Annotated in this window: 20 protein-coding genes; 15 read left to right on the top strand and 5 right to left on the bottom strand. The window is 44.7% G+C overall.

What is annotated here, in order from left to right:
- Nucleotides 1-434 precede the first annotated feature (434 nt).
- From ACVBIO_RS15395 to ACVBIO_RS15385, 3 genes are all read left to right on the top strand, one after another.
- Nucleotides 435-1055, top strand: a complete 621-nt coding sequence (locus ACVBIO_RS15395) for a 5-formyltetrahydrofolate cyclo-ligase (protein WP_447172947.1) — start codon at nucleotides 435-437, stop codon at nucleotides 1053-1055.
- A gap of 212 nt (nucleotides 1056-1267) precedes the next feature.
- Nucleotides 1268-1888, top strand: coding sequence for a DUF1326 domain-containing protein (locus ACVBIO_RS15390; RefSeq protein WP_447159563.1), 621 nt, complete (start codon nucleotides 1268-1270; stop codon nucleotides 1886-1888).
- A gap of 47 nt (nucleotides 1889-1935) precedes the next feature.
- Nucleotides 1936-2673 (top strand): DUF2182 domain-containing protein, encoded by a 738-nt coding sequence (locus ACVBIO_RS15385; RefSeq protein ID WP_447172946.1) that lies wholly within the window; start codon nucleotides 1936-1938, stop codon nucleotides 2671-2673.
- Between the two features lie 89 nt (nucleotides 2674-2762).
- On the opposite strand, the gene ung is transcribed toward ACVBIO_RS15385, so the two are convergent.
- Nucleotides 2763-3431: a uracil-DNA glycosylase gene (gene ung / locus ACVBIO_RS15380; RefSeq protein ID WP_447159561.1), complete on the bottom strand. Its 669-nt coding sequence runs from the start codon at nucleotides 3429-3431 to the stop codon at nucleotides 2763-2765.
- Between the two features lie 266 nt (nucleotides 3432-3697).
- Here ung and ACVBIO_RS15375 point away from each other — a divergent pair, with 266 nt between their 5' ends.
- The 3 genes from ACVBIO_RS15375 (at nucleotide 3698) to ACVBIO_RS15365 (ending at nucleotide 5232) form a co-directional block, all read left to right on the top strand.
- On the top strand, nucleotides 3698-4249 hold the full coding sequence (locus tag ACVBIO_RS15375) for a type II secretion system protein (protein WP_447159560.1): 552 nt from the start codon (nucleotides 3698-3700) through the stop codon (nucleotides 4247-4249).
- Between the two features lie 54 nt (nucleotides 4250-4303).
- The gene (locus tag ACVBIO_RS15370) at nucleotides 4304-4837 is read left to right on the top strand and encodes a type II secretion system protein (protein WP_447168989.1); all 534 of its coding nucleotides are present in this window, start codon (nucleotides 4304-4306) and stop codon (nucleotides 4835-4837) included.
- 74 nt (nucleotides 4838-4911) lie between these two features.
- Complete coding sequence (locus ACVBIO_RS15365) at nucleotides 4912-5232, top strand: DUF3144 domain-containing protein (protein ID WP_439267540.1); 321 nt, start codon at nucleotides 4912-4914, stop codon at nucleotides 5230-5232.
- A 93-nt stretch (nucleotides 5233-5325) separates the two neighbouring features.
- On the opposite strand, the gene ACVBIO_RS15360 is transcribed toward ACVBIO_RS15365, so the two are convergent.
- Complete coding sequence (locus ACVBIO_RS15360) at nucleotides 5326-5940, bottom strand: LysE family translocator (protein WP_447159558.1); 615 nt, start codon at nucleotides 5938-5940, stop codon at nucleotides 5326-5328.
- Between the two features lie 365 nt (nucleotides 5941-6305).
- Between ACVBIO_RS15360 and ACVBIO_RS15355 the strand changes: the two genes are divergently transcribed.
- The 4 genes from ACVBIO_RS15355 (at nucleotide 6306) to ACVBIO_RS15340 (ending at nucleotide 12270) form a co-directional block, all read left to right on the top strand.
- On the top strand, nucleotides 6306-6848 hold the full coding sequence (locus tag ACVBIO_RS15355; RefSeq protein WP_447159557.1) for a thioredoxin family protein: 543 nt from the start codon (nucleotides 6306-6308) through the stop codon (nucleotides 6846-6848).
- 121 nt (nucleotides 6849-6969) lie between these two features.
- Nucleotides 6970-8430, top strand: coding sequence for a sigma-54 interaction domain-containing protein (locus ACVBIO_RS15350; RefSeq protein WP_447172945.1), 1461 nt, complete (start codon nucleotides 6970-6972; stop codon nucleotides 8428-8430).
- A 240-nt stretch (nucleotides 8431-8670) separates the two neighbouring features.
- A complete protein-coding gene (ccoG, locus tag ACVBIO_RS15345; RefSeq protein ID WP_447162917.1) occupies nucleotides 8671-10155 on the top strand; it encodes a cytochrome c oxidase accessory protein CcoG in 1485 nt (494 codons plus the stop codon).
- 516 nt (nucleotides 10156-10671) lie between these two features.
- The gene (locus tag ACVBIO_RS15340; RefSeq protein WP_447172944.1) at nucleotides 10672-12270 is read left to right on the top strand and encodes an AMP-binding protein; all 1599 of its coding nucleotides are present in this window, start codon (nucleotides 10672-10674) and stop codon (nucleotides 12268-12270) included.
- 124 nt (nucleotides 12271-12394) lie between these two features.
- On the opposite strand, the gene ACVBIO_RS15335 is transcribed toward ACVBIO_RS15340, so the two are convergent.
- Complete coding sequence (locus ACVBIO_RS15335) at nucleotides 12395-12934, bottom strand: lipocalin family protein (protein WP_447172943.1); 540 nt, start codon at nucleotides 12932-12934, stop codon at nucleotides 12395-12397.
- Nucleotides 12935-13107: 173 nt separating this feature from the next.
- Nucleotides 13108-14919 (bottom strand): ABC transporter transmembrane domain-containing protein, encoded by a 1812-nt coding sequence (locus tag ACVBIO_RS15330; RefSeq protein ID WP_447172949.1) that lies wholly within the window; start codon nucleotides 14917-14919, stop codon nucleotides 13108-13110.
- Between the two features lie 273 nt (nucleotides 14920-15192).
- On the opposite strand from ACVBIO_RS15330, the gene ACVBIO_RS15325 reads away from it, so the two are divergent.
- Together ACVBIO_RS15325 and ACVBIO_RS15320 are read left to right on the top strand one after the other, a co-directional pair.
- Nucleotides 15193-15726 carry a dihydrofolate reductase family protein gene (locus ACVBIO_RS15325; RefSeq protein WP_447172942.1) on the top strand — a complete coding sequence of 178 codons (534 nt, stop codon included), beginning with the start codon at nucleotides 15193-15195 and terminating at the stop codon, nucleotides 15724-15726.
- A 252-nt stretch (nucleotides 15727-15978) separates the two neighbouring features.
- Complete coding sequence (locus tag ACVBIO_RS15320) at nucleotides 15979-16413, top strand: YdcF family protein (RefSeq protein ID WP_447172941.1); 435 nt, start codon at nucleotides 15979-15981, stop codon at nucleotides 16411-16413.
- A gap of 31 nt (nucleotides 16414-16444) precedes the next feature.
- On the opposite strand, the gene ACVBIO_RS15315 is transcribed toward ACVBIO_RS15320, so the two are convergent.
- A complete protein-coding gene (locus ACVBIO_RS15315; RefSeq protein ID WP_447172940.1) occupies nucleotides 16445-17350 on the bottom strand; it encodes a LysR family transcriptional regulator in 906 nt (301 codons plus the stop codon).
- A gap of 124 nt (nucleotides 17351-17474) precedes the next feature.
- Between ACVBIO_RS15315 and ACVBIO_RS15310 the strand changes: the two genes are divergently transcribed.
- From ACVBIO_RS15310 to ACVBIO_RS15300, 3 genes are all read left to right on the top strand, one after another.
- Nucleotides 17475-17900, top strand: a complete 426-nt coding sequence (locus ACVBIO_RS15310; protein WP_447172939.1) for a PACE efflux transporter — start codon at nucleotides 17475-17477, stop codon at nucleotides 17898-17900.
- A 393-nt stretch (nucleotides 17901-18293) separates the two neighbouring features.
- Nucleotides 18294-18626, top strand: a complete 333-nt coding sequence (locus ACVBIO_RS15305) for a DUF2956 domain-containing protein (RefSeq protein WP_447172948.1) — start codon at nucleotides 18294-18296, stop codon at nucleotides 18624-18626.
- Nucleotides 18627-18879: 253 nt separating this feature from the next.
- Nucleotides 18880-19050, top strand: a complete 171-nt coding sequence (locus ACVBIO_RS15300; RefSeq protein ID WP_447159538.1) for a periplasmic nitrate reductase, NapE protein — start codon at nucleotides 18880-18882, stop codon at nucleotides 19048-19050.
- The last annotated feature ends 35 nt before the right edge of the window (nucleotides 19051-19085 follow it).

Here is a 19085-nt window from a genome sequence, read left to right as displayed (position 1 = left end):
GTAACAGATTCTGTGTAACTGCAGTTTTAGTTAATATGTTTCACAAGTCTGTCTTCAAACTCAATAATAAATCTGCTTTTCTCTAGCGCTTTTGTCGGCTTTAAACCGTCTTAGCTTGTACCGTCTCAGCTTTAACCGTCTCAGCTTGTACCGTCTCAGCTTGTACCGTCTCAGCTTGAACCGTCTCAGCTTGTACCGTCTCAGCTTGAACCGTCTCAGCTTTAACCGTCTCAGCTTGAACCGTCTTAGCTTGAACCGTCTCAGCTTAAACCGCCTTAGCTTGAACCGCCTTAGCTTGTACCATCTCAGCTTAAACCGCCTTAGCTTGAACCGTCTCTGCTTGAACCGTCTTTGCTTTCACCTAGATCCTGCTTTACCTAGTACCTTATTTTCTTTGTGATAAACTTCATCGCTCATTGAATGGAGTCTTTTTTATGCTGTCAAAACCAGAGCTATCCTCTAGCAACGTCGATACACAAGCATCCCGTAAGGCGATTCGTTCGCTTGTACGTGAGGCGCGCCGTTCATTATCTGAAAAGCAGCAAAAAGATGACTCTATAACCGCGGCAAGTAGGGCAATATCACAGCTTGAAAACTACAGGCCAAACAGTGTGGCTCTTTATCTTAGCAATGACGGTGAGCTCGATACTAAACCGTTAATCGAGGCGCTTTGGCAACAAGGCATCAAGGTTTATTTACCACGGTTACACCCCTTCAGCGCTGGCAATTTGCTGTTTTTTCGCTATGAGCCAGACTCAGAATTACAACAAAGTCACTTAGGTATTTGGGAACCAAAACTTGATATTACTCAGATGCTGCTGGCGCATCAGCTCGATGTGGTGATCACCCCGCTTGTCGCTTTCGATCTGCAAGGCAACAGAATGGGCATGGGCGGCGGCTACTATGATAGGACTCTCGCTAATTGGCAGCGCAAGGGTAAGCCGTTACCCATAGGCTATGCCCATGATTGCCAGTTGGTCGACGCCCTCCCCTGTGAACACTGGGACGTAGCATTACCGTTTATTTTCACTCCTAGCCACAATTATCAATTTTAGCCATCTCTGTCATTAGACTAATTATTGCTGATAACTGGCTGCTTAACCCTTTTGGCTATATGTTTTACTCGTCGCTGTTGTGAAAACAACAGCTTAAAATCCTCACTTTGTCACTCAACATATTCCACCACACTTTGCTCTATTGCCCCTCAAATTCCACAACTCGGCGAGACTATACTTAACAGCACCTTTCGTTATTTTGGACAGCCATTATGAGCGCTGAAAATAACTGGTCATTAAACATGCACCAGATTGAAACCTGCAATTGTAATCACGGTTGCGGTTGTCAGTTTGCCGGTTTTCCCGACTTTGGTTCCTGCGAGGCATTACTCGGTTTCAAGGTCAATCAAGGCCATTACGATGAAGTTAAACTCGACGATTTAAAGCTTGTGTTAGCGATAAGATGGCCTGCTGCAATCCATGAGGGTAATGGTACCTGCATCTTGTTTATCGACTCGAATGCCAGTAAAGAGCAAGTCACTGCGTTAGCCACAATATTTACCGGCGCAGCGGGCGGAATGCCATTAGAAGCCTTAGCCGCGACCTTTACCACGCTAGTTGGCCCCATTGTTGTTGATATTAATATGGACACCAGTGAAAAAAATGCCTCTTTCGATGTAAAAGGGGTTATGCAAGTCCAGCAAAAGCCACTGATGAACCCTGTAACAGGCGATGAACAACACGTACACATTACCTTTCCTGATGGCGGTTTTATCTGGAGTGATGGCCGAATAGGGACCACTGACAGTATGTGGCTTAAACATGACGCGCTGAGTTTTAATCATGCGGGTAAGTTTGCCGCGAGGGCCAATGTGCAGTGGCCTAATGGATAAGCTATGCCAATGATCTGGCGCGTGACTCAAATAGGGCCTCAAGTCAGATGATAAGCGCCCAGTCACTCACAAGACAATTACACTCTCCTATCACTTGGGCCAGTATTATCCTGCTTACGGGTCTCAGTTGGTATTACATGCTCTTTGACATGACAATGGTGATGTCACCGCACTGGCATATTTATGAACTAACCATGGTGTTTACCATGTGGGCCGTAATGATGGTCGGCATGATGATGCCCTCTGCCACACCGATGATTTTACTGTTTGCCAAAATCAGCCGCACTCGTCAGCACAGGTCGGCAGAGTTTGTCTCAACCAATCTGTTTATTCTGGGCTATCTGTTGTTATGGTGCTTATACAGCCTTGGTATCACCCTTGTTCAATGGCAACTACATCGCCTCGCACTAATGACGGCTATGATGCAAAGCAGCAATGATATCGCCAGCGGGATATTGTTGATTATGATTGGCCTGTATCAAGTCACCCCCTTCAAGCAGCAATGTTTACATTACTGCCGCTTACCACTCAACTTTTTAATGTCACAGTGGCAAGAAGGTAAGCTTGGAGCGGTCAAGATGGGGATGAAGCATGGGCAATATTGTGTTGGCTGCTGCTGGCTGTTAATGGCGTTATTGTTAGTCGTTGGCGTGATGCATATCGGCTGGATTTTAGCGCTATCGATCTTAGTCTTGCTCGAAAAAGTATTACCTTGGCCCAAAACTATCAACTTAGGTATTTGCCTAACTTGCCTTGGATTTGGGCTTTATTTTTTGGTGGGTTAAAGATCCGTTTACGCTAGCAGTGGTCAATCTGCGCCGACTGAACAAAAAAGAGCGTTATACGCTCTTTTTTGCGCGTTACGGCATGCCACTTAGACCTGCCAATCTATCTGTTTTTCGCCCCTTGCTTGTAACAGCTGATTGATTTTTGAAAAATGCTGGCAACCAAAAAAGCCACGATAAGCAGACAATGGCGATGGGTGCGGCCCTGAAATCACTTGATGCTGGATTGCGTTAATGCCTTTTCCCTTTTTCATCGCGTGGGCGCCCCACAGTACGAAGATAATAGGCTGAGACTGCTCGTTTAGCAGTGTAAGTACATTGGCGGTAAATGTTTCCCAACCCGATTTAGCATGGGAGTGGGCTTTACCCTGTTCTACAGTTAATACCGTATTTAACATCAGTATTCCCTGTTCTGCCCAACGCGTTAGATTACCGTGATCTGGGATAGTAAATCCGTCAATATCGGTAACGAGTTCTTTGTACATGTTAACCAGTGATGGCGGTGTTTTTACGCCTTTTTTCACTGAGAAACACAAACCATGAGCCTGATTGGGGCCATGGTAAGGATCCTGCCCGATAAGCACGACTCGCACCTTGTCTAGCGGTGTAGCATCAAAGGCGGCAAGCACTTCATGTTCAGGCGGAAAGATGACTTTACCTGCCGCGCGCTCAGCTTCGACAAACTGCTGTACTGATTGAAAATAACCTTGTTGCTGTTGCTCTTCGATAAAAGAGGACCAGCTAGAATGCGACGTCATGACAGAACCTTGATGTGAATTTCCCTAAGCTTAAAAGGTCAGCTGCGGCCTTGCAATCATGCTTGATAAAATCATTGAAGCGAGCACCAAGCCAACAGCACTATCTGCCAACAATAGAGCCCCCACCCGATAAAATAACCCGATAAAAACCAACAAGACTGCCACTTAACCACTCAAGGCTCTCGATAATGGCCAACCTTTAATCATTGGTATTAAAAATTGTCAGTGTTAAGATAGCCGTTCATTTTTCCTTGGATCGCTAAACGATGTACTTTAGAGCCCACTCATCAAAGCAACAGTCTGGTTTTACTCTGATAGAACTGGTCGTGGTGATTATTATCCTGGGCATTCTTGCCGTTGTCGCAGCCCCTAAGTTTTTAAGCCTATCGGAAGATGCACAGGTATCACATGTTAAAGCGACTGGCGGCGCCTTTAAGTCAGGGATCGATTTAGCAAGAGCGGTTTGGGCGGTTAAGAACGGTGACGGCCCCGCTGAAAACCTGCCAGTATTTGGTGACTCTGATGATAACCACGTCGACTTTAATGCTAACGGCTGGCCTGCGCAGCATTATTACACCGCCGATGAAGCCTCGCCTCAGTTAGATAACGTAGAAGACTGTATATCAGTATGGCAAGTGCTATTTCAAAACAGTGAACCGACGGTTTCAAAGTCGGGTTCTGCTGACGAAACTGACTACAAGGCTCGTTATGTGGCATTAGGTGTATGTACTTATGACTACAGCGATAATACCAATCTATCAATTACCTACAATTCGAATAACGGCAGCGTAGTGGTGGACTCGGACCCCAGCAGCTAGTATAAATAGTGCCTGCTTTGGATAAAGCAACACACTAAAATTACGGATTGATTCATGACTAGAAACACAACATCTTCGGGCTTTACTCTCATTGAGATGATTGTCGTTATCATCGTTTTGGCGATTTTGGCTGTTGTCGCGGCATCTAAGTTTATCAACCTAAAGCAAGATGCTGAAATTGCCAGTGTAAAAGCCACTGGCGGGGCGTTTAAAGGCGGCATTAGCTTAGCTAACGTCAAATGGGCCTCTAAAGGCGCGACTGGACCAGTAGATAACCTGCAAGTTTTTGGTAATGGCAGTAATGGCCAGCTCGATATCAACCAGTGGGGCTTTCCAGCGCAGAACTATCCGCCATTTGAGTCAAGCTCAAGGCTAAACAACGTTGCTGATTGCATGTCGGTGTGGCGCACAGTTTTGCAAGACGCGCCGCAAGTGTCAAACTCTGCAACCACACCAGATGCTGAATACTTAGCGACCTATATTAATCCAGATCAATGCCGTTACCTTCACCTTCCAGATCAAACTATGTCTATCTATTACGACTCCCGTAATGGCAGCGTTATTACCGATTCAGATCCCAATAGTTAATAACAATGATTTATTAACGGCTAATTTAAGATAGAATCGAACTACTATCCTAGGTAAAGAAGAGCAAAAGCAAGATGTCAGAAGCTAAAAAAGAAACCACAATTTTTGAACTAGCCGATCAATTCATTGCATTGGCAAACGAACTCGCGGGTAAAGAGCAAGATGTAGGTAAAGTCGGTACGGCTATGCGTTTCGCAGCCTCTCGCTTTAACGCATTTGAAGCAGCGCTTAAATCATCAGATCTTGCTGCAGAAAAAGACAATGCTCTTGAATGGTTTACAGATGAATATAAAGCCATGCTAAAGGACAACCTTGAAGATCATATCAAGAACCCTGTCCAATCGCGTGAGCCAGAACCAGCTAAAGATGATGCCGTACAGGTATTTAACTCTTAAGCTACGCTAATTAAAATTAGTGACTAGTGTATTCAACGCTAAACAAAAAACGCCATCGATTCGATGGCGTTTTTGTATTTATAGCCGATCAGTTTATATCGTCACCAGTACTCGCACAGCCAGTAAAATAAGTACCACACCAGACAGCTTATCAATCAGCGCAGCTTTTTCTCTGAGCTTGGGTAACACTGCAGAGTGGGACAGCAGCAAGGCGATAAGGGTGTACCACAAACCATCAACAACCAGGGGCGTTAATACGATAAGCGCTTTGCCCGTCATGTTATCTGCCACCATCACAAACTGACTAAATAACGCTAAGAAAAATAGCATGATTTTAGGATTAAACAACGAAATAGCCAGGCCATCGCGCGCCGCGGTGATGGCTCCGGTTGACTTACCTGCCGCGAGTTTTTCTGACATACCGCCTTTAGAGCGCAATGCTTGAATCCCCATATAGGCAAGATACAGCGCACCTATAATTGCAATGCCGTTAAACACCATAGGGGCTTGCTTAAGCAGGACAGCTAACCCAAGCAAGGTCAGCAAGGCATACACACCAATGCCGATAGAATGCGCCCACGCACAGATAATCCCTTTGCCCCTGCCACCGCCTAAGGTATGCCTAACCACCATCGCCAAGCTTGGCCCTGGAGACATCGCGCCCAAACAGCAAATTGCCAATAAGCCTAGCCAAGTGCTAATACTCATTTTTTCCCCTCTGTTAATACTCTTATCATTGTTCTTATGATTGCTCTTTTCATTACTCTTCTTTTTTTACCCTTGAAATAACCTCGATTCCCTACCTAGGCACTCAACCTGGGCGCTCAATCTTAAAAAGCAGCCTTGAGCATTAAATAAGGCCTTTAATCGCCACAATATACATCATCAACCTCTATTGGTCACAACCAGCATCGACAACCTCGCTTATGGCTAATTAAGCTGATGCCAATAAATATCTGTCGTACTCAGGTAATTTTCATCAAATTGATGCAATATGTCTTAATCTATCCGTTTAAAACCCGATGAGACTCATGTCAGTCGAGTCGTTATTGACCTAATTACATGGAGTATTCATGACCAGCATCTCAGTTTCAATTCTGATTTTTTTCACGCTGATTTGTATCATTATCGCATCACTTATTACCCTTAAAATTAAGGGTAGAGTCATTCCTAATGGCGTGATTGTGGTAATGGGTTTTATGGCAGTGTGCGTGGGTGGCGTATTTGCTTTTCTTCATTACGGCGAAGATTATGACGCCTATAAAAAGCTTAACTGGCAAACCTTAACCCCAGCGCAAATTCAGCCACTGGTCGACGACGGTTATACCGTGTTTGTGGACATCACCGCCGACTGGTGCAATATCTGCTACGCCAACAAAATTGGTGTCACCCATAGAGAGAAGATAGTTAATGCCTTATCTGAGAATAAGATTATTCTCATGCAGGGTGACTGGACCGAGCCCAATGTTGTGGTAGAAAACTACATGCAGACACAGGGCCGAGGCGGTACACCTTATAATAAAATCTACGGCCCAGGTGCCCCCAGTGGCATAGTGCTACCAAGCCAACTCACTATGGAGTCGGTGCTGCACGGCTTGCAAAAAGCCAAAGGCTAGTAGCCTAGCCAGCCCTTTTAACCGTTTGGTTAAAGATATCACTACTAAGGTCACGTTATTTCGTGACCTTGTTCTTTTAGCGTATACTTTACTGATTAACTGCTGAGAATACAGGGCAAAAATGTCTGCGATTAACCTTGAAGATACAACCACTCACGATGGCTTTCTTCCTGAAAACCAACTTATCTTGAACGCCGTTAGCGAAGGGATTTATGGTTTTGATTTAGTCGGTAATGCGGTATTTATTAACCCTGCAGCAGAGCGAATGACAGGCTGGAACGCCGATGAGCTTCTTGGCACAAATATCCATGATTGCCATCATCATAGCCATAGTGACGGCAGCAATTATCATAAAGATGACTGCCCCATTTACAACACCCTAAAAGATGGTATTGCCCGCGAGATCAGCCACGAAGTGTTCTGGCGCAAAGACGGCTCTAGCTTCCCTGTGCACTACACCTCAACGCCAGTCTATAAAGAGAGAGTGCTTATCGGCGTGGTAGCGATATTTCGTGATATCAGTATTCAAAAACAAACTGAGCGTTCATTAAGGCAAGCACTTGAGCAGGTTCAAGCCTTGTCAGAAAAGCTCTCATTCGAAAATCAATACCTACAGCTCGAGCTTGCCGACCGTACTGGTGATGTAGAAATTTCAGGGAGCAGCCAGGCGATTATCCAGCTGATCCAACAAATTAAACTGGTTTCCAACACTGAAAGCACGGTACTTATTAGCGGTGAAAACGGTACAGGTAAAGAGCTGGTCGCACGTAATTTACATCGACTGAGTAATCGCGCCGATAAACCCTTAATCAGTGTTAACTGCGCCGCGTTTTCAAGTGGATTATTAGAAAGCGAACTTTTTGGCCATGAAAAAGGCGCCTATACCGGTGCCACAAGCCGTCGTAAGGGGCGATTTGAGCTGGCCCACCAAGGCACTCTGTTTCTCGATGAAGTGGCAGAACTCAGCTTAGAAGCCCAATCTAAGTTACTTCGAGTGATCCAAGAGCAAGAGTTTGAACGTGTCGGTAGTAGCCAAACGATTAAGGTTGATATCCGTTTGATAACTGCGACGCATCACGACCTGCTCAAGCGTGTAGAACAAGGTCTATTTAGGATGGATCTTTATTATCGCCTCAATGTTTTTCCAATTGCCGTGCCACCATTAAGGCAGCGACTAGGTGATATTCCCGCATTAGTCAGCCACCTTATTCAAGACTTAAACCGCAAATTAGGTAAGAAGGTAGATCGGGTAAGCCAAAGAGGCATGAAAAAGTTAATGCTGCACCGCTGGCCGGGTAATGTGCGGGAGTTACAGAACGTTCTTGAGCGAGAGATGATTTTATCTCATGGCCCCATACTGGAATTTGCACAATTACCAGCCCCCCACCAGCCAGATAATGCAATCGATGCCATGGTGAGTAACCAAACGCTGCAACAAGTTGAGAAGCAGCATATTCTCAGCGTTCTTAAGCAAACTCAATGGCGTATATCTGGTGCCAATGGCGCCGCTGCCATGCTAGGTCTTCCACCAAGCACATTGCGCTCTCGAATGAACAAGTTAGTAATTACTCGCCCCGTTTAATTAGCGCTTGTTACCGCTTCAATCCTATGAGTACGCGCAGTAGTACACGATATATCGTCATAACGCGATATATCGTGTACCAAGGCATTCAGACTCCAGACTTTAACCAATAAAAACATAACCTTACTAAAATTACTTTTTGGCCTAATGCTTGCTATATCACTACTAAGGCGCAGCGAATAAAACAACCGCTGTGAACAATGACTGCATTGTAATAAATGCACATAGTAGAGAAGTCCAATGCTTAACAATAACGCTAATAATACGATAGAGAACGCCAATCGCGTCCACAGAGAACAGCGGATCCCTGTACACGTCCTGCCAAGCCCGACGCAGAGCCAAAATAAGATCCATATTCGCGAGCAGAAAGGGGATTACCAGAGAATTAGAACAACAATGAATAGCTTACTGGTTGCGTTATTCTTCCTGTTGCCCTTCATCTCTTACCAAGGCCGGCAGGCGATTTTATTTGATTTGGATCAGCAGCAATTTATCTTTTTCGGCACCACGTTATGGCCTCAAGATTTTACCATTTTAGCCTGGGTGTTTATTGCGGCGGCATTTTTACTGTTTTTTATCACTGTATTTTGGGGCCGAGTCTGGTGTGGCTACCTTTGCCCACAAACCGCTTGGACTTTTATGTATGTCTGGATTGAAACCCGTATCGAAGGTAACCGTAATAAGCGGGTTGCCCTAGATAAGGCGCCTTGGAATGCTAACAAACTCAAAAAACGCCTGCTAAAACACTCTATCTGGGGCGCTATTGCACTGCTTACTGGCTGCGGGTTTATCGCTTATTTCGTGCCAGCCCGTGAACTCTATCTGAATATTTTTAGCTTTAACGCCAGCTTTTGGGTCGCCACTTGGGTGTGGTTCTTTGCTATCTGCACTTACTTAAATGCAGGCTGGATGCGCGAGCAGATGTGCTTACATTGTTGCCCTTATTCACGTTTTCAGTCTGTGATGTTTGATGCTAATACTAAAACGGTGACTTACCATGCAGCGCGAGGTGAAAGCCGTGGACCACGTAAGCGTAAACCGAAAATGGATAACGCTAATTTACGCCTAAATGGCGCCTATTTAACGGATTCTGATTTAGGGGTGCCTGATTTAGGGGATTGTGTCGACTGTAACTTATGCGTCGAGGTTTGCCCCACCGGGATTGATATTCGTAATGGTCTGCAGTATGAATGCATTAACTGCGGCGCCTGTGTCGATGCCTGTAATCAAACCATGAATAAATTTGGCTATCAGCCTAACCTCATCAGCTACAGCAGCGAAAATGCACTGGTAGGCAAAGCAGAACCCTTTTACGAGTCCTATAAGTTTATTGGTTACGGCATCGCAGCCATTGTGATGATGACAGTTATTGCTGTGGATATTTATAACCGTAATAATATTGAATTCAACGTTATTCGCGATAGACAAAACCTGTACCGTGAAACGCTAGATGACAAGATTGAGAACAGCTTCACGCTTAAGATCCGCAATAAAACCCAACAAACTCGACTTTACCGCATCTATGTCTCTGGCAATAATGGCTATCGATTAATTGGTGAAGTGGATCTGAAGATCAAGCCCGGAGAACAATTAGACTACCCGATTACAGTGGTTGCTGAGCCAGAACAGCTAGCAAGTCGCCAAAATGAGATCACCTTTACCATTGCCGAGCAACACAATCATGGTCAGATCTCGCAGCAATCGAGCTTCTTCGCACCGATTTAAAGTTCTAGTTCTAGAGCGCAACGCTTCGAGAGCGCAGCGCTTCTAGGACGGACTTCGTCCTGCTAGAAAAAGCATAAAGACAAAGCACAAACCCAATCTTTACCACCCTTTCCAACCTCTTTGACGGGATAAATCCCGACCTACACTAATGCGATAGCAGACACGGTTACCCCCGCCCACGCTTTCCCGGCTCTTCCGGCTCTGCTTTATCCGGCTTCGTTTTACCCTGCTCCGTTTTAGAGCAAAAAGTCTAAACTTAACAGTCAGATAAGCAGCACATACTGGCGACAGTAAGGAAACAATTTATTTCAACTCGTTTGCAACTCTTTTGTACTAATGCCATTGACCTTTCGGTATAGATAGCACTAATCTAAACACCTGTTTGATTTTGAATTTTCACAATATCGAACATCAGAATGAACATCAGAACGGACAACGAATCAGAACGAACTTGATCGAACATAGTGATCAAAATAGTAACCTAAATAGTCATCCAACAAGCTAAAGGGTATTTAAATGGCATACGATTCAGACACCACACTAGACCTATCGCGTTACGCCTCTCTTATCGATCTGATCGAACTTGCCAGTGCCCGCTACGGTGATAAAGTCGCATATTCGTGCCTAGGCAAAGAAACCAGCTTCAACGAAATTAATCGCTATTCACGTCAGTTTGCCGCTTATCTACAGCAAGAAACTAATCTTGTGCAAGGCGATAGAATTGCCATCCAGCTGCCCAATATTACTCAGTTTGTTATTGCAGCTTATGGCGCCATCAAAGCCGAAATGGTGCTGGTCAATACCAACCCTTTGTACACCCAAAGAGAGCTTATTCATCAATTTAATGACTCGGGTGCTAAAGCCTTAGTCGTGCTGTCTGACTTGTTACCTACGCTAACTGAAGTGGTAGAAAACACCGGCATTGAAACCGTTATATCCACCCATGCGATGGACTTAATTGCGCCGCAGCCACAACCTGAAGTACCGTTCGCGACCGTATCTTTTTGTGATGTCTTGGAAAAAGGACAAACACTTACCTATGCCGCAGTGATCAGCGTTTCCGGGCAAATTGCCGCACTGCAATATACCGGTGGCACTACAGGATTGTCGAAAGGTGCCATGCTGACTCATGGTAATTTAATTGCTAATGCGATGCAGATTAAATCGCGCTTAGGTAGCCGTATCGTCGAGGGCGAAGAGATTTTCGTGGCGCCGCTGCCTGTGTACCATATCTACGCTTTTATGGTAAACCTAGTGCTTTATTATGAGCGTGGCGGTTGCTCGGTGCTGATCCCTAATCCGCGTGATATTGCGGGGTTAATATCGACCCTATCAAAATATCCGTTCACGGGATTTGCCGGCCTTAATACTTTGTTTGTTGGCCTATGCCATCAGCCGGAATTTAAAGCACTAGATTTTAGCCACCTAAAAGTGACCATTTCAGGCGGCACTGCACTGACCCAAGCTGCGGCAACAATCTGGGAGCAAACCACAGGTTGCACCATCTCTGAAGGTTACGGACTATCGGAAACATCACCCGTTGTATCGCTTAACTCACCAGGACTTGAGCAACTGGGCACCATAGGTAAACCCGTTATTGCGACTCAAGTGAAGATCCTTGATATGGATGACAATGAAGTACCCATTGGTCAAACCGGTGAGCTTGCCGTCTATGGACCTCAGGTCATGCTAGGTTACTGGAACAAACAGAGCGAAACAGACAAAGTGATGACTGCCGATGGCTACTTTAAAACCGGTGATATCGCGATTGCTACTGAAGAGGGTTTCCACAAAATTGTCGACCGTAAGAAAGATATGATTATCGTCTCAGGCTTTAATGTTTACCCAAATGAAGTCGAAGACGTACTATCAAACCACGACAGTATTCTTGAATGTGCGGTTATCGGAATTGAAGATGAGCGAAGTGGCGAAGCAGTCAAAGCGGTTATCGTACTGAGCGAACCTCACAGTGATACACAGCAAGCAAAGTCAATTATCGAAGCCTATTGCCGTGAACAGCTCACCGCTTACAAGGTGCCGAAAATGATAGAATTTGTCGCTGCACTGCCAAAATCCACCGTCGGCAAGATTTTAAGGCGCGAACTACGCAGGTAATGCTGCGGTTATCCCACAGCGGCATATCAAACTACTGACATGGTATGAAATCATAAAAGGAGCCTACGGCTCCTTTTATTACTCTTAACTCTTAAATCACAACCTTAACTTTATCTCTCAACTCTCAACTCTCAACTTTATTCTGCTTCACCCAGATGATCTGCTCTGTGGCAAAGCCCAACTGTTTAGCTTGATCGATAAACTGTTGCTTAAGCGCATCACTCACCACGGGACTGCGCGATAAAAACCATAAGTAGTCACGATTATAGCTAGTGATAAATGCATATTGGTAGTCCTCACTATCGTCACCATTATCTAGCTCATACACCACATAAGCGCCATAAAATGGCCCGAAGAAAGATACCTTGAGATGCCCTACATTCGGACTATCGACAAAGTAAGCCTTTCCTTCAGCCTCATCCCATGTTTGCTCAGCTTGTGAGTAACCACGGTTAATCACTTTGACTCCACCATCATCTTTCATTTCATAGGTGGCGGTAACCTGATTTAAGCCGCGCTCAAAGCTGTGATCAAGCCGTGCAATCTCATACCAAGTGCCCAAATAACGTGGCAACTCAAATTGCTTAACCGGCTCAATGCCACTGGGCAAGCTAGTACAAGCGGATAAAAACAGTATCGATATCAACATTAGCCCTAAGCGCATACCACTCCCCTTAAAAATTTAAATTAACCTTGTAATCCATACGATTAACAACAATATTAAGTTCACTCTTTTCACTACTCTATTTAGCAACTCTATCTAGCCACTCATTTACCAATGTGTTTTTTTGCCCGCTCCATATTGGCAGCCCAGCTTTCTCACCTCGCGATATAGCCTTATGCCGGGCTATCGTCAGTCAGTAGCTGCAGGCTCGCAAACTCACTATAAAGATCACTGCTTTGCATCAACTGTTGATGCGTGCCGCTTGCCACAACAACGCCTTTATCTAACACTAAAATACGATCCGCATTAATTACCGTCGCTAAACGGTGGGCGATGATCAAAGTGGTCTTGCCCACCATCAAGCTATCGAGTGCTAACTTCACCTTTTGCTCGCTGACAGCATCGAGAGCACTGGTGGCTTCGTCCAATAACAGAATAGGTCTGTCGGCAAGTATCGCCCTCGCAATTGCAATGCGTTGCTTTTGTCCGCCCGATAAGCGCACGCCGCGCTCGCCAAGATAAGTCTGATAACCGTCGCTAAAATCGCTAATAAACTCATCGGCTCTTGCGGCAATACAGGCTTGCCTCACCTCTTCCTCACTCGCCTCCAGTCGGCCATAGCGCACGTTTTCAAGCACACTAGTGGCAAAGATCACCGACTCTTGCGGTACTAAGGCATATTGCTGACGTAATGTTTGTGGTGTGAGCTTGGCGATATCGACACCATCTAATTCGATTGAGCCGCTATTTAACACATAAAAACGCTGCAGCAGTTCGAATAGGGTACTCTTACCTGCACCACTAGCGCCGACTAATGCAACCCGCTCACCAGGCTTGATATGAATATTCAAGCCGCGGATCACCTCGCTTTCAAAGCCCTCTTCATCTAACTCAGTGCTACCCAGTCTCATACTATTGTAGGCAAAACGTACCTGCTTGAGCTCAAGCTCGCCACGAACAGGTGTTGGCAGCTCCAGAGGCTCAGTGATAACCGGAATATCGATTGGGGTTTCAATCAGCTCGATTAAACGCTCGGTGGCCCCTGCAGCACGTTGAATTTCGCCGATGACTTCACTAATGGTTGCGACTGAACCTGCCACCATCACGGCATAAAACATAAAGGCCGATAACTCACCCGCACTAATTGCACCACTCATGACATCGTGGGCACCGACCCAAGTTACCAACGCGATGGCGAGAATACTTAAGAACATCACCAACGAGATAAGTATTGAGCGGTATTTTATTCGCCCTTTTGCTGCATCCATCACCGCTTCTACACGATGAGTAAACAGCGCTCTATCTTGATCTTCATGAGAATATGCCTGCACCGTGTGGATCTCATGCAAAGTTTCATCCACATAGGCGCCTAAATCACCCACTTTGTCTTGGCTTTTACGCGATAAATCACGCACTTTTCGGCCAAAAAAGAAGATAGGCCCTAACACTAAAGGGACAGCCAACAATACCAAACCTGTCATTTTGAAGCTGGTGATTGCCATCATAACGATACCGCCAATCACAGTTACACTAGCTCTTAACGCCATTGATAGGCTTGAACCAACGACAGATTGCAATAGTGTTGAGTCAGCAGTAAATCGCGAGATCACCTCACCGGTTCGGAGTTTGGCGTAAAAACCCGGAGAGAGTTTTAATAGATGGTCATATACTTTTAAACGAATGTCGGCGCTAACACGCTCGCCAAGCCAGGTCATTAAATAGAAACGACAAAAAATGGCACTACTACTGAGCGCTGTAATGCCAATGACCAACAAAATGATCTCGTTTAAGCGCGATCCGTTATCTTTTAAAAAGCCTTCATCGACCATAAGGCGCACACCTTGCCCCAGCGATAGCCAAGCGAGCGAGCCGATAAACAAAAAGATAATCGCGGTGATCACTTTAGCGCGATAAGGTTTTAGAAAAGCGCCAATCCAAGGTAATACCGCACGCTGACTAACATGTGATTGAACGCTGCCGGCCATAGATGCCGATGATTGAGACTCATCTTTGGCTGCTGAAGAAGCTTTTTGATTCAAAAATATATCCCTAACTTTAAGTAAAGTTAAAATGAAAACAACAGCAGAATAACAAAACCCGCGTAGTGGCGGGCAATGTTTATTTGTATCAGAATACTTTGACGAGTCCTATGATTCGCTTTTTAAAACACTTCAAGTACACTCTACATCTCCCCAATACAGTTAACAGCCGCCGTTAATAGCCAAACATTAACAGCTGGCCCTTACTTAGAGTTTACTATGGCAAATATTGTTTATATCGCGACTAGCCTTGATGGTTTTATTGCCGACAAAGACAGTAAGGTCGATTGGCTACACGACATCCCTAATCCAGATGGTTCAGATCTTGGTTTTAGTGACTTTATGGCCCGCATTGATGCACTGGTAATGGGGCGTAATACTTTAGAAATCGTGCTCAGTTTTGGCATTGACTGGCCTTACTCTAAACCTGTTTTTGTTCTCAGCAATACGCTAACTGAATTACCAGAAGCGTTGGTAGGTAAGGTTTTTTTAGTTAATGGCCCACTCAAACACGTCGTGAATCAGCTAAATGTTCAAGGCTACAGCAATCTCTATATCGATGGCGGTAAGACCATTCAAGGCTTCTTACAAGAAGACTTAATTGATGAGCTGATTATCACCACCATTCCAGTGCTACTTGGCGGCGGTGTTCCGCTATTTGGCGAACTCGCATCGCCACTTAAATTTAAGCATGTTAAAGCCGAGCGTTTAATCGATTGCCTAGTGCAAAACAGTTTCGTAAGACAAAGATAACCTCATCAAAGACGAGCGTAATAATGGCTTGCTGGTATATTGTTGTTTCGCTAATCAGCATCACGCCTAAGGTTAAGCCTGTTAAAGCTGGATGCTGGATTGATGACCTAATGCAAAACTGCTTTGTACTAAGCAGTTTTGTAAGACAAAGATAACCTCATCAAAGACGTGCGTAATAATGAATCGCGTCATCATCGTTTTAGGCTCGCCGAATGATAATCAAGGTAACTTGTCAGAGATTGCCGTCTCTCGTTGCCAAGCGCACTAGAGGCGTATCAACTGCGACCGGATAGTAGACTGTTACTCACAGGCGGATTTGGTGAACACTTTAATCAAACCACGACGCCCCATGCCCTATATTGCCAACGCTACTTAATCAAACACGGCGTCCCCCAAACGGCCTTTACCGATATCGTGCTAAGCCGCTTCACCTTTGAAGATGCCACATTCTCAATGCCAATTGTTGCTAAATATGGCTTTACCGAGCTGTGTTTGGTCACCTCTGAGTTTCACCTCCCCCGCGCCAAGCTTATTTTTAATAGCTTACTCCCCAACTTTAGCGTTAACTATGTAGCCGCAAAAACGCCTGTCTCTGAGAGTAAGTTACAACAACTTATGCAACATGAGTTATCGGTGATGGATAGAGAGAGACGTAACCTCGACGCGCTAACAATAGCAGAACGTTAAGTCATTAATTTACTAGTGGCTAAGTGGTAGACTATTGACGCAGCTTCCAATGCTCATTATTAAAAAAGTACTGCTGCAATAAGCCAGTCAAACTGGCTAAAATGGGGCCTGAACTATGGCTACGAGACACCAAACACCCCACAGTTGTTAGCCAGCCGTTATATTCATGAGCAACCGGTAGCGCAACTATTTCGCCGCGCTTTATATGCTCGCTGACTAACAGCTCTGGCACCACAGCCCAACCAACACCTTGTGCAACCAGCTTCACCAATGTTTGGTGGGTATTGGCGTACCACACCATTGAGCTAATCGCATAGCTAAACCAAAGCTCTTGTTGCTTAGCGCTGCGATGCACGCATTGACGCTGCGCTTTAAGATCTGAATCTTGCACAATCGGCAGCCTTGCCAAATCATGATGGGGAGATGCTATGGTTAGAAACCGCGCTTGGCCTAGCACAAAAAAATCCATATCAACCTTAAGTTCACCGTCAGCATAGATAATCCCCAGTTGCGCTTTCCCGCTGCGCACTTGTTGTTCAACATCAAAGGTGGCTGCGGTGATAATCTCAAAATGAGTGATAGGATATTTATCTGCCAATGGCGCTAGTATGGCTAAAAACTCATCATTGATTAAGCTCTCATCAACGGCTATCACCAGTTCATGCTCATCTTCTTTGGCTAACGACGCAATTTTTTGCTCAAAATACTGCTGTTGGTGCAATATCGAATAAGCGATAGGCAGTAACGCTTTGCCGTTATCCGTTAAGTTTGGGGTATTCTTATCTCGACTAAACAGCTCTTGATTGATGGCAATCTCAAGGTTGGCAACCGCTTGACTCACCCCCGATTGCGCGCGCTTTAATTTACGCGCCGCAGCCGAAAACGATCCCGTTTCACACACGGTGACGAAAATCTTTAACTGTTCAAAACTATACATACTCATCACCAATGGCTTGCCCCAGCCACAGACTATCACCAATCGTGATAGCTGTTAACTTTGACTATTCGTCATTCCTGTAATAATCGCCGATTCAACTATAGATGTAATTATTGGGTTAGTCATGAGTATTTTAGAGCGCGTGTTTCATTCGGTATTATTTGAAGTACTTGCCGTCAGTTTTTCAATTATCGGCTTAGCGATATTTACCGATTTTGATGTTAAGTCACTATCAGGAATGATGATAGGTGTTGCCACTATCGCCATGATCTGGAACTTTATATTTAACTGGGGTTTTGATCGGGTTGTCACTGGCAACAAAGAAAAGCGCCCATTGAAGGTGCGCGTTATTCATGTCAGCTTGTTTGAAGTCGGCCTACTGTTTTTTACTGTGCCCGTAATGGCATACATATTAAACATCGGCATTGTTGAGGCGTTTATTATGGACTTAAGTGTGACGGTATTTATTACCATTTATGCCTTTACGTATAACTTTATCTACGATCACACTAGAGCCTTTATCATCCGCAGTCGTTCAATTCCTTGCTAATTTACCCGCTCGTAAGTTAAGCAGGCTTTAATAAATTAACCTTATTCCTAACAGAGTTAAGATAAATTAAGTTAAGCGAATTATACCAAAATATCATTATCTGCGGTTAAACCACTCGCCTCTCCGTGTTAATCACACCTTTGGGCTCAACGAGGATGACTTGACACAAACCTTTGCCACAAAGTTTGTGTTCAACTCCTTTAGCTAATTTGAACTGGTAATCATTCATTTCAGCAATCACTCTTGGCGACTACAAGTTATCAAACATAGCGCACTGCACATCTAGCCATAGAGCTGATATAGTGCGCGTATTCTTAGCTAGGCATTCATTTATCTATGGCAACAGCAACCCCAAAGCGTACTAACTCAAAAGCACCGGTATCAAAAGCACCGATGTCAAAACCGTCAATTTCAACCGAAAGCAAAACTGAAGCGATGAAAATGGCTAAAGCGACTCAAAAGCCAGGGCAAAGCAAAGATCAAACCAAACTCATCGCCCAGGGGATTGAAAAAGGCATCGCCGAATATAAAAAATTGCAAAAGGGTAAGGCAAGAGAGCGCGATAAAGCCCGTAAACAAGACTTAAGAAGTAAAGCGCGTGAAGCCAGTGAGCAAGATCATGACCACAGTAACATTGAAGATCGCGCAGCAAGTCCGTACCTGCCTTGGGGACTGCTCACATTGAGTTGGATTGGCTTTATTATCTACATAATCCTCACTCAATAAGTCACATCTTTACCTTATCTGCCACTTCCTTTCAGAAATTGCACTAATACTAGCCATTAGTGCAATTCTCATTTAGCGCCATATTGTTTAGCATTTGATTTATTTCTAGATTCTGATTTTAAAGTTAGGTGGAGATCTGTTCATAATTTGTCATAAGTTGTCTTATCTCATTCATTGATCTCTCCATCACTATTCACAATATCTATCTATACTTAGCCTATCAAAATATATGGATTAGCTGGAGCACACGGTCATGACTGAGCAATGCCCCCCAAAAGAACAAGTTAGTAGCAAAAAAGATGAGCTAAAAGCATTAGGCTTTATCATCTTTATTTTATTCCCTGCGCTAAGCGTTACCTTGGTTAGCGTATACGGCTTAATTGTCTGGCTAACCTTGACACTTACAGGCGTTCCATCTCACTAATTTCAACAACTTATTTTAAATTCTATTAAGAGGAT

This window comes from Shewanella sp. 0m-8 (assembly GCF_052977265.1).
The sequence above is the reverse complement of the archived record's forward strand: the minus strand, read 5'-3'. Positions and strand labels throughout refer to the sequence as shown.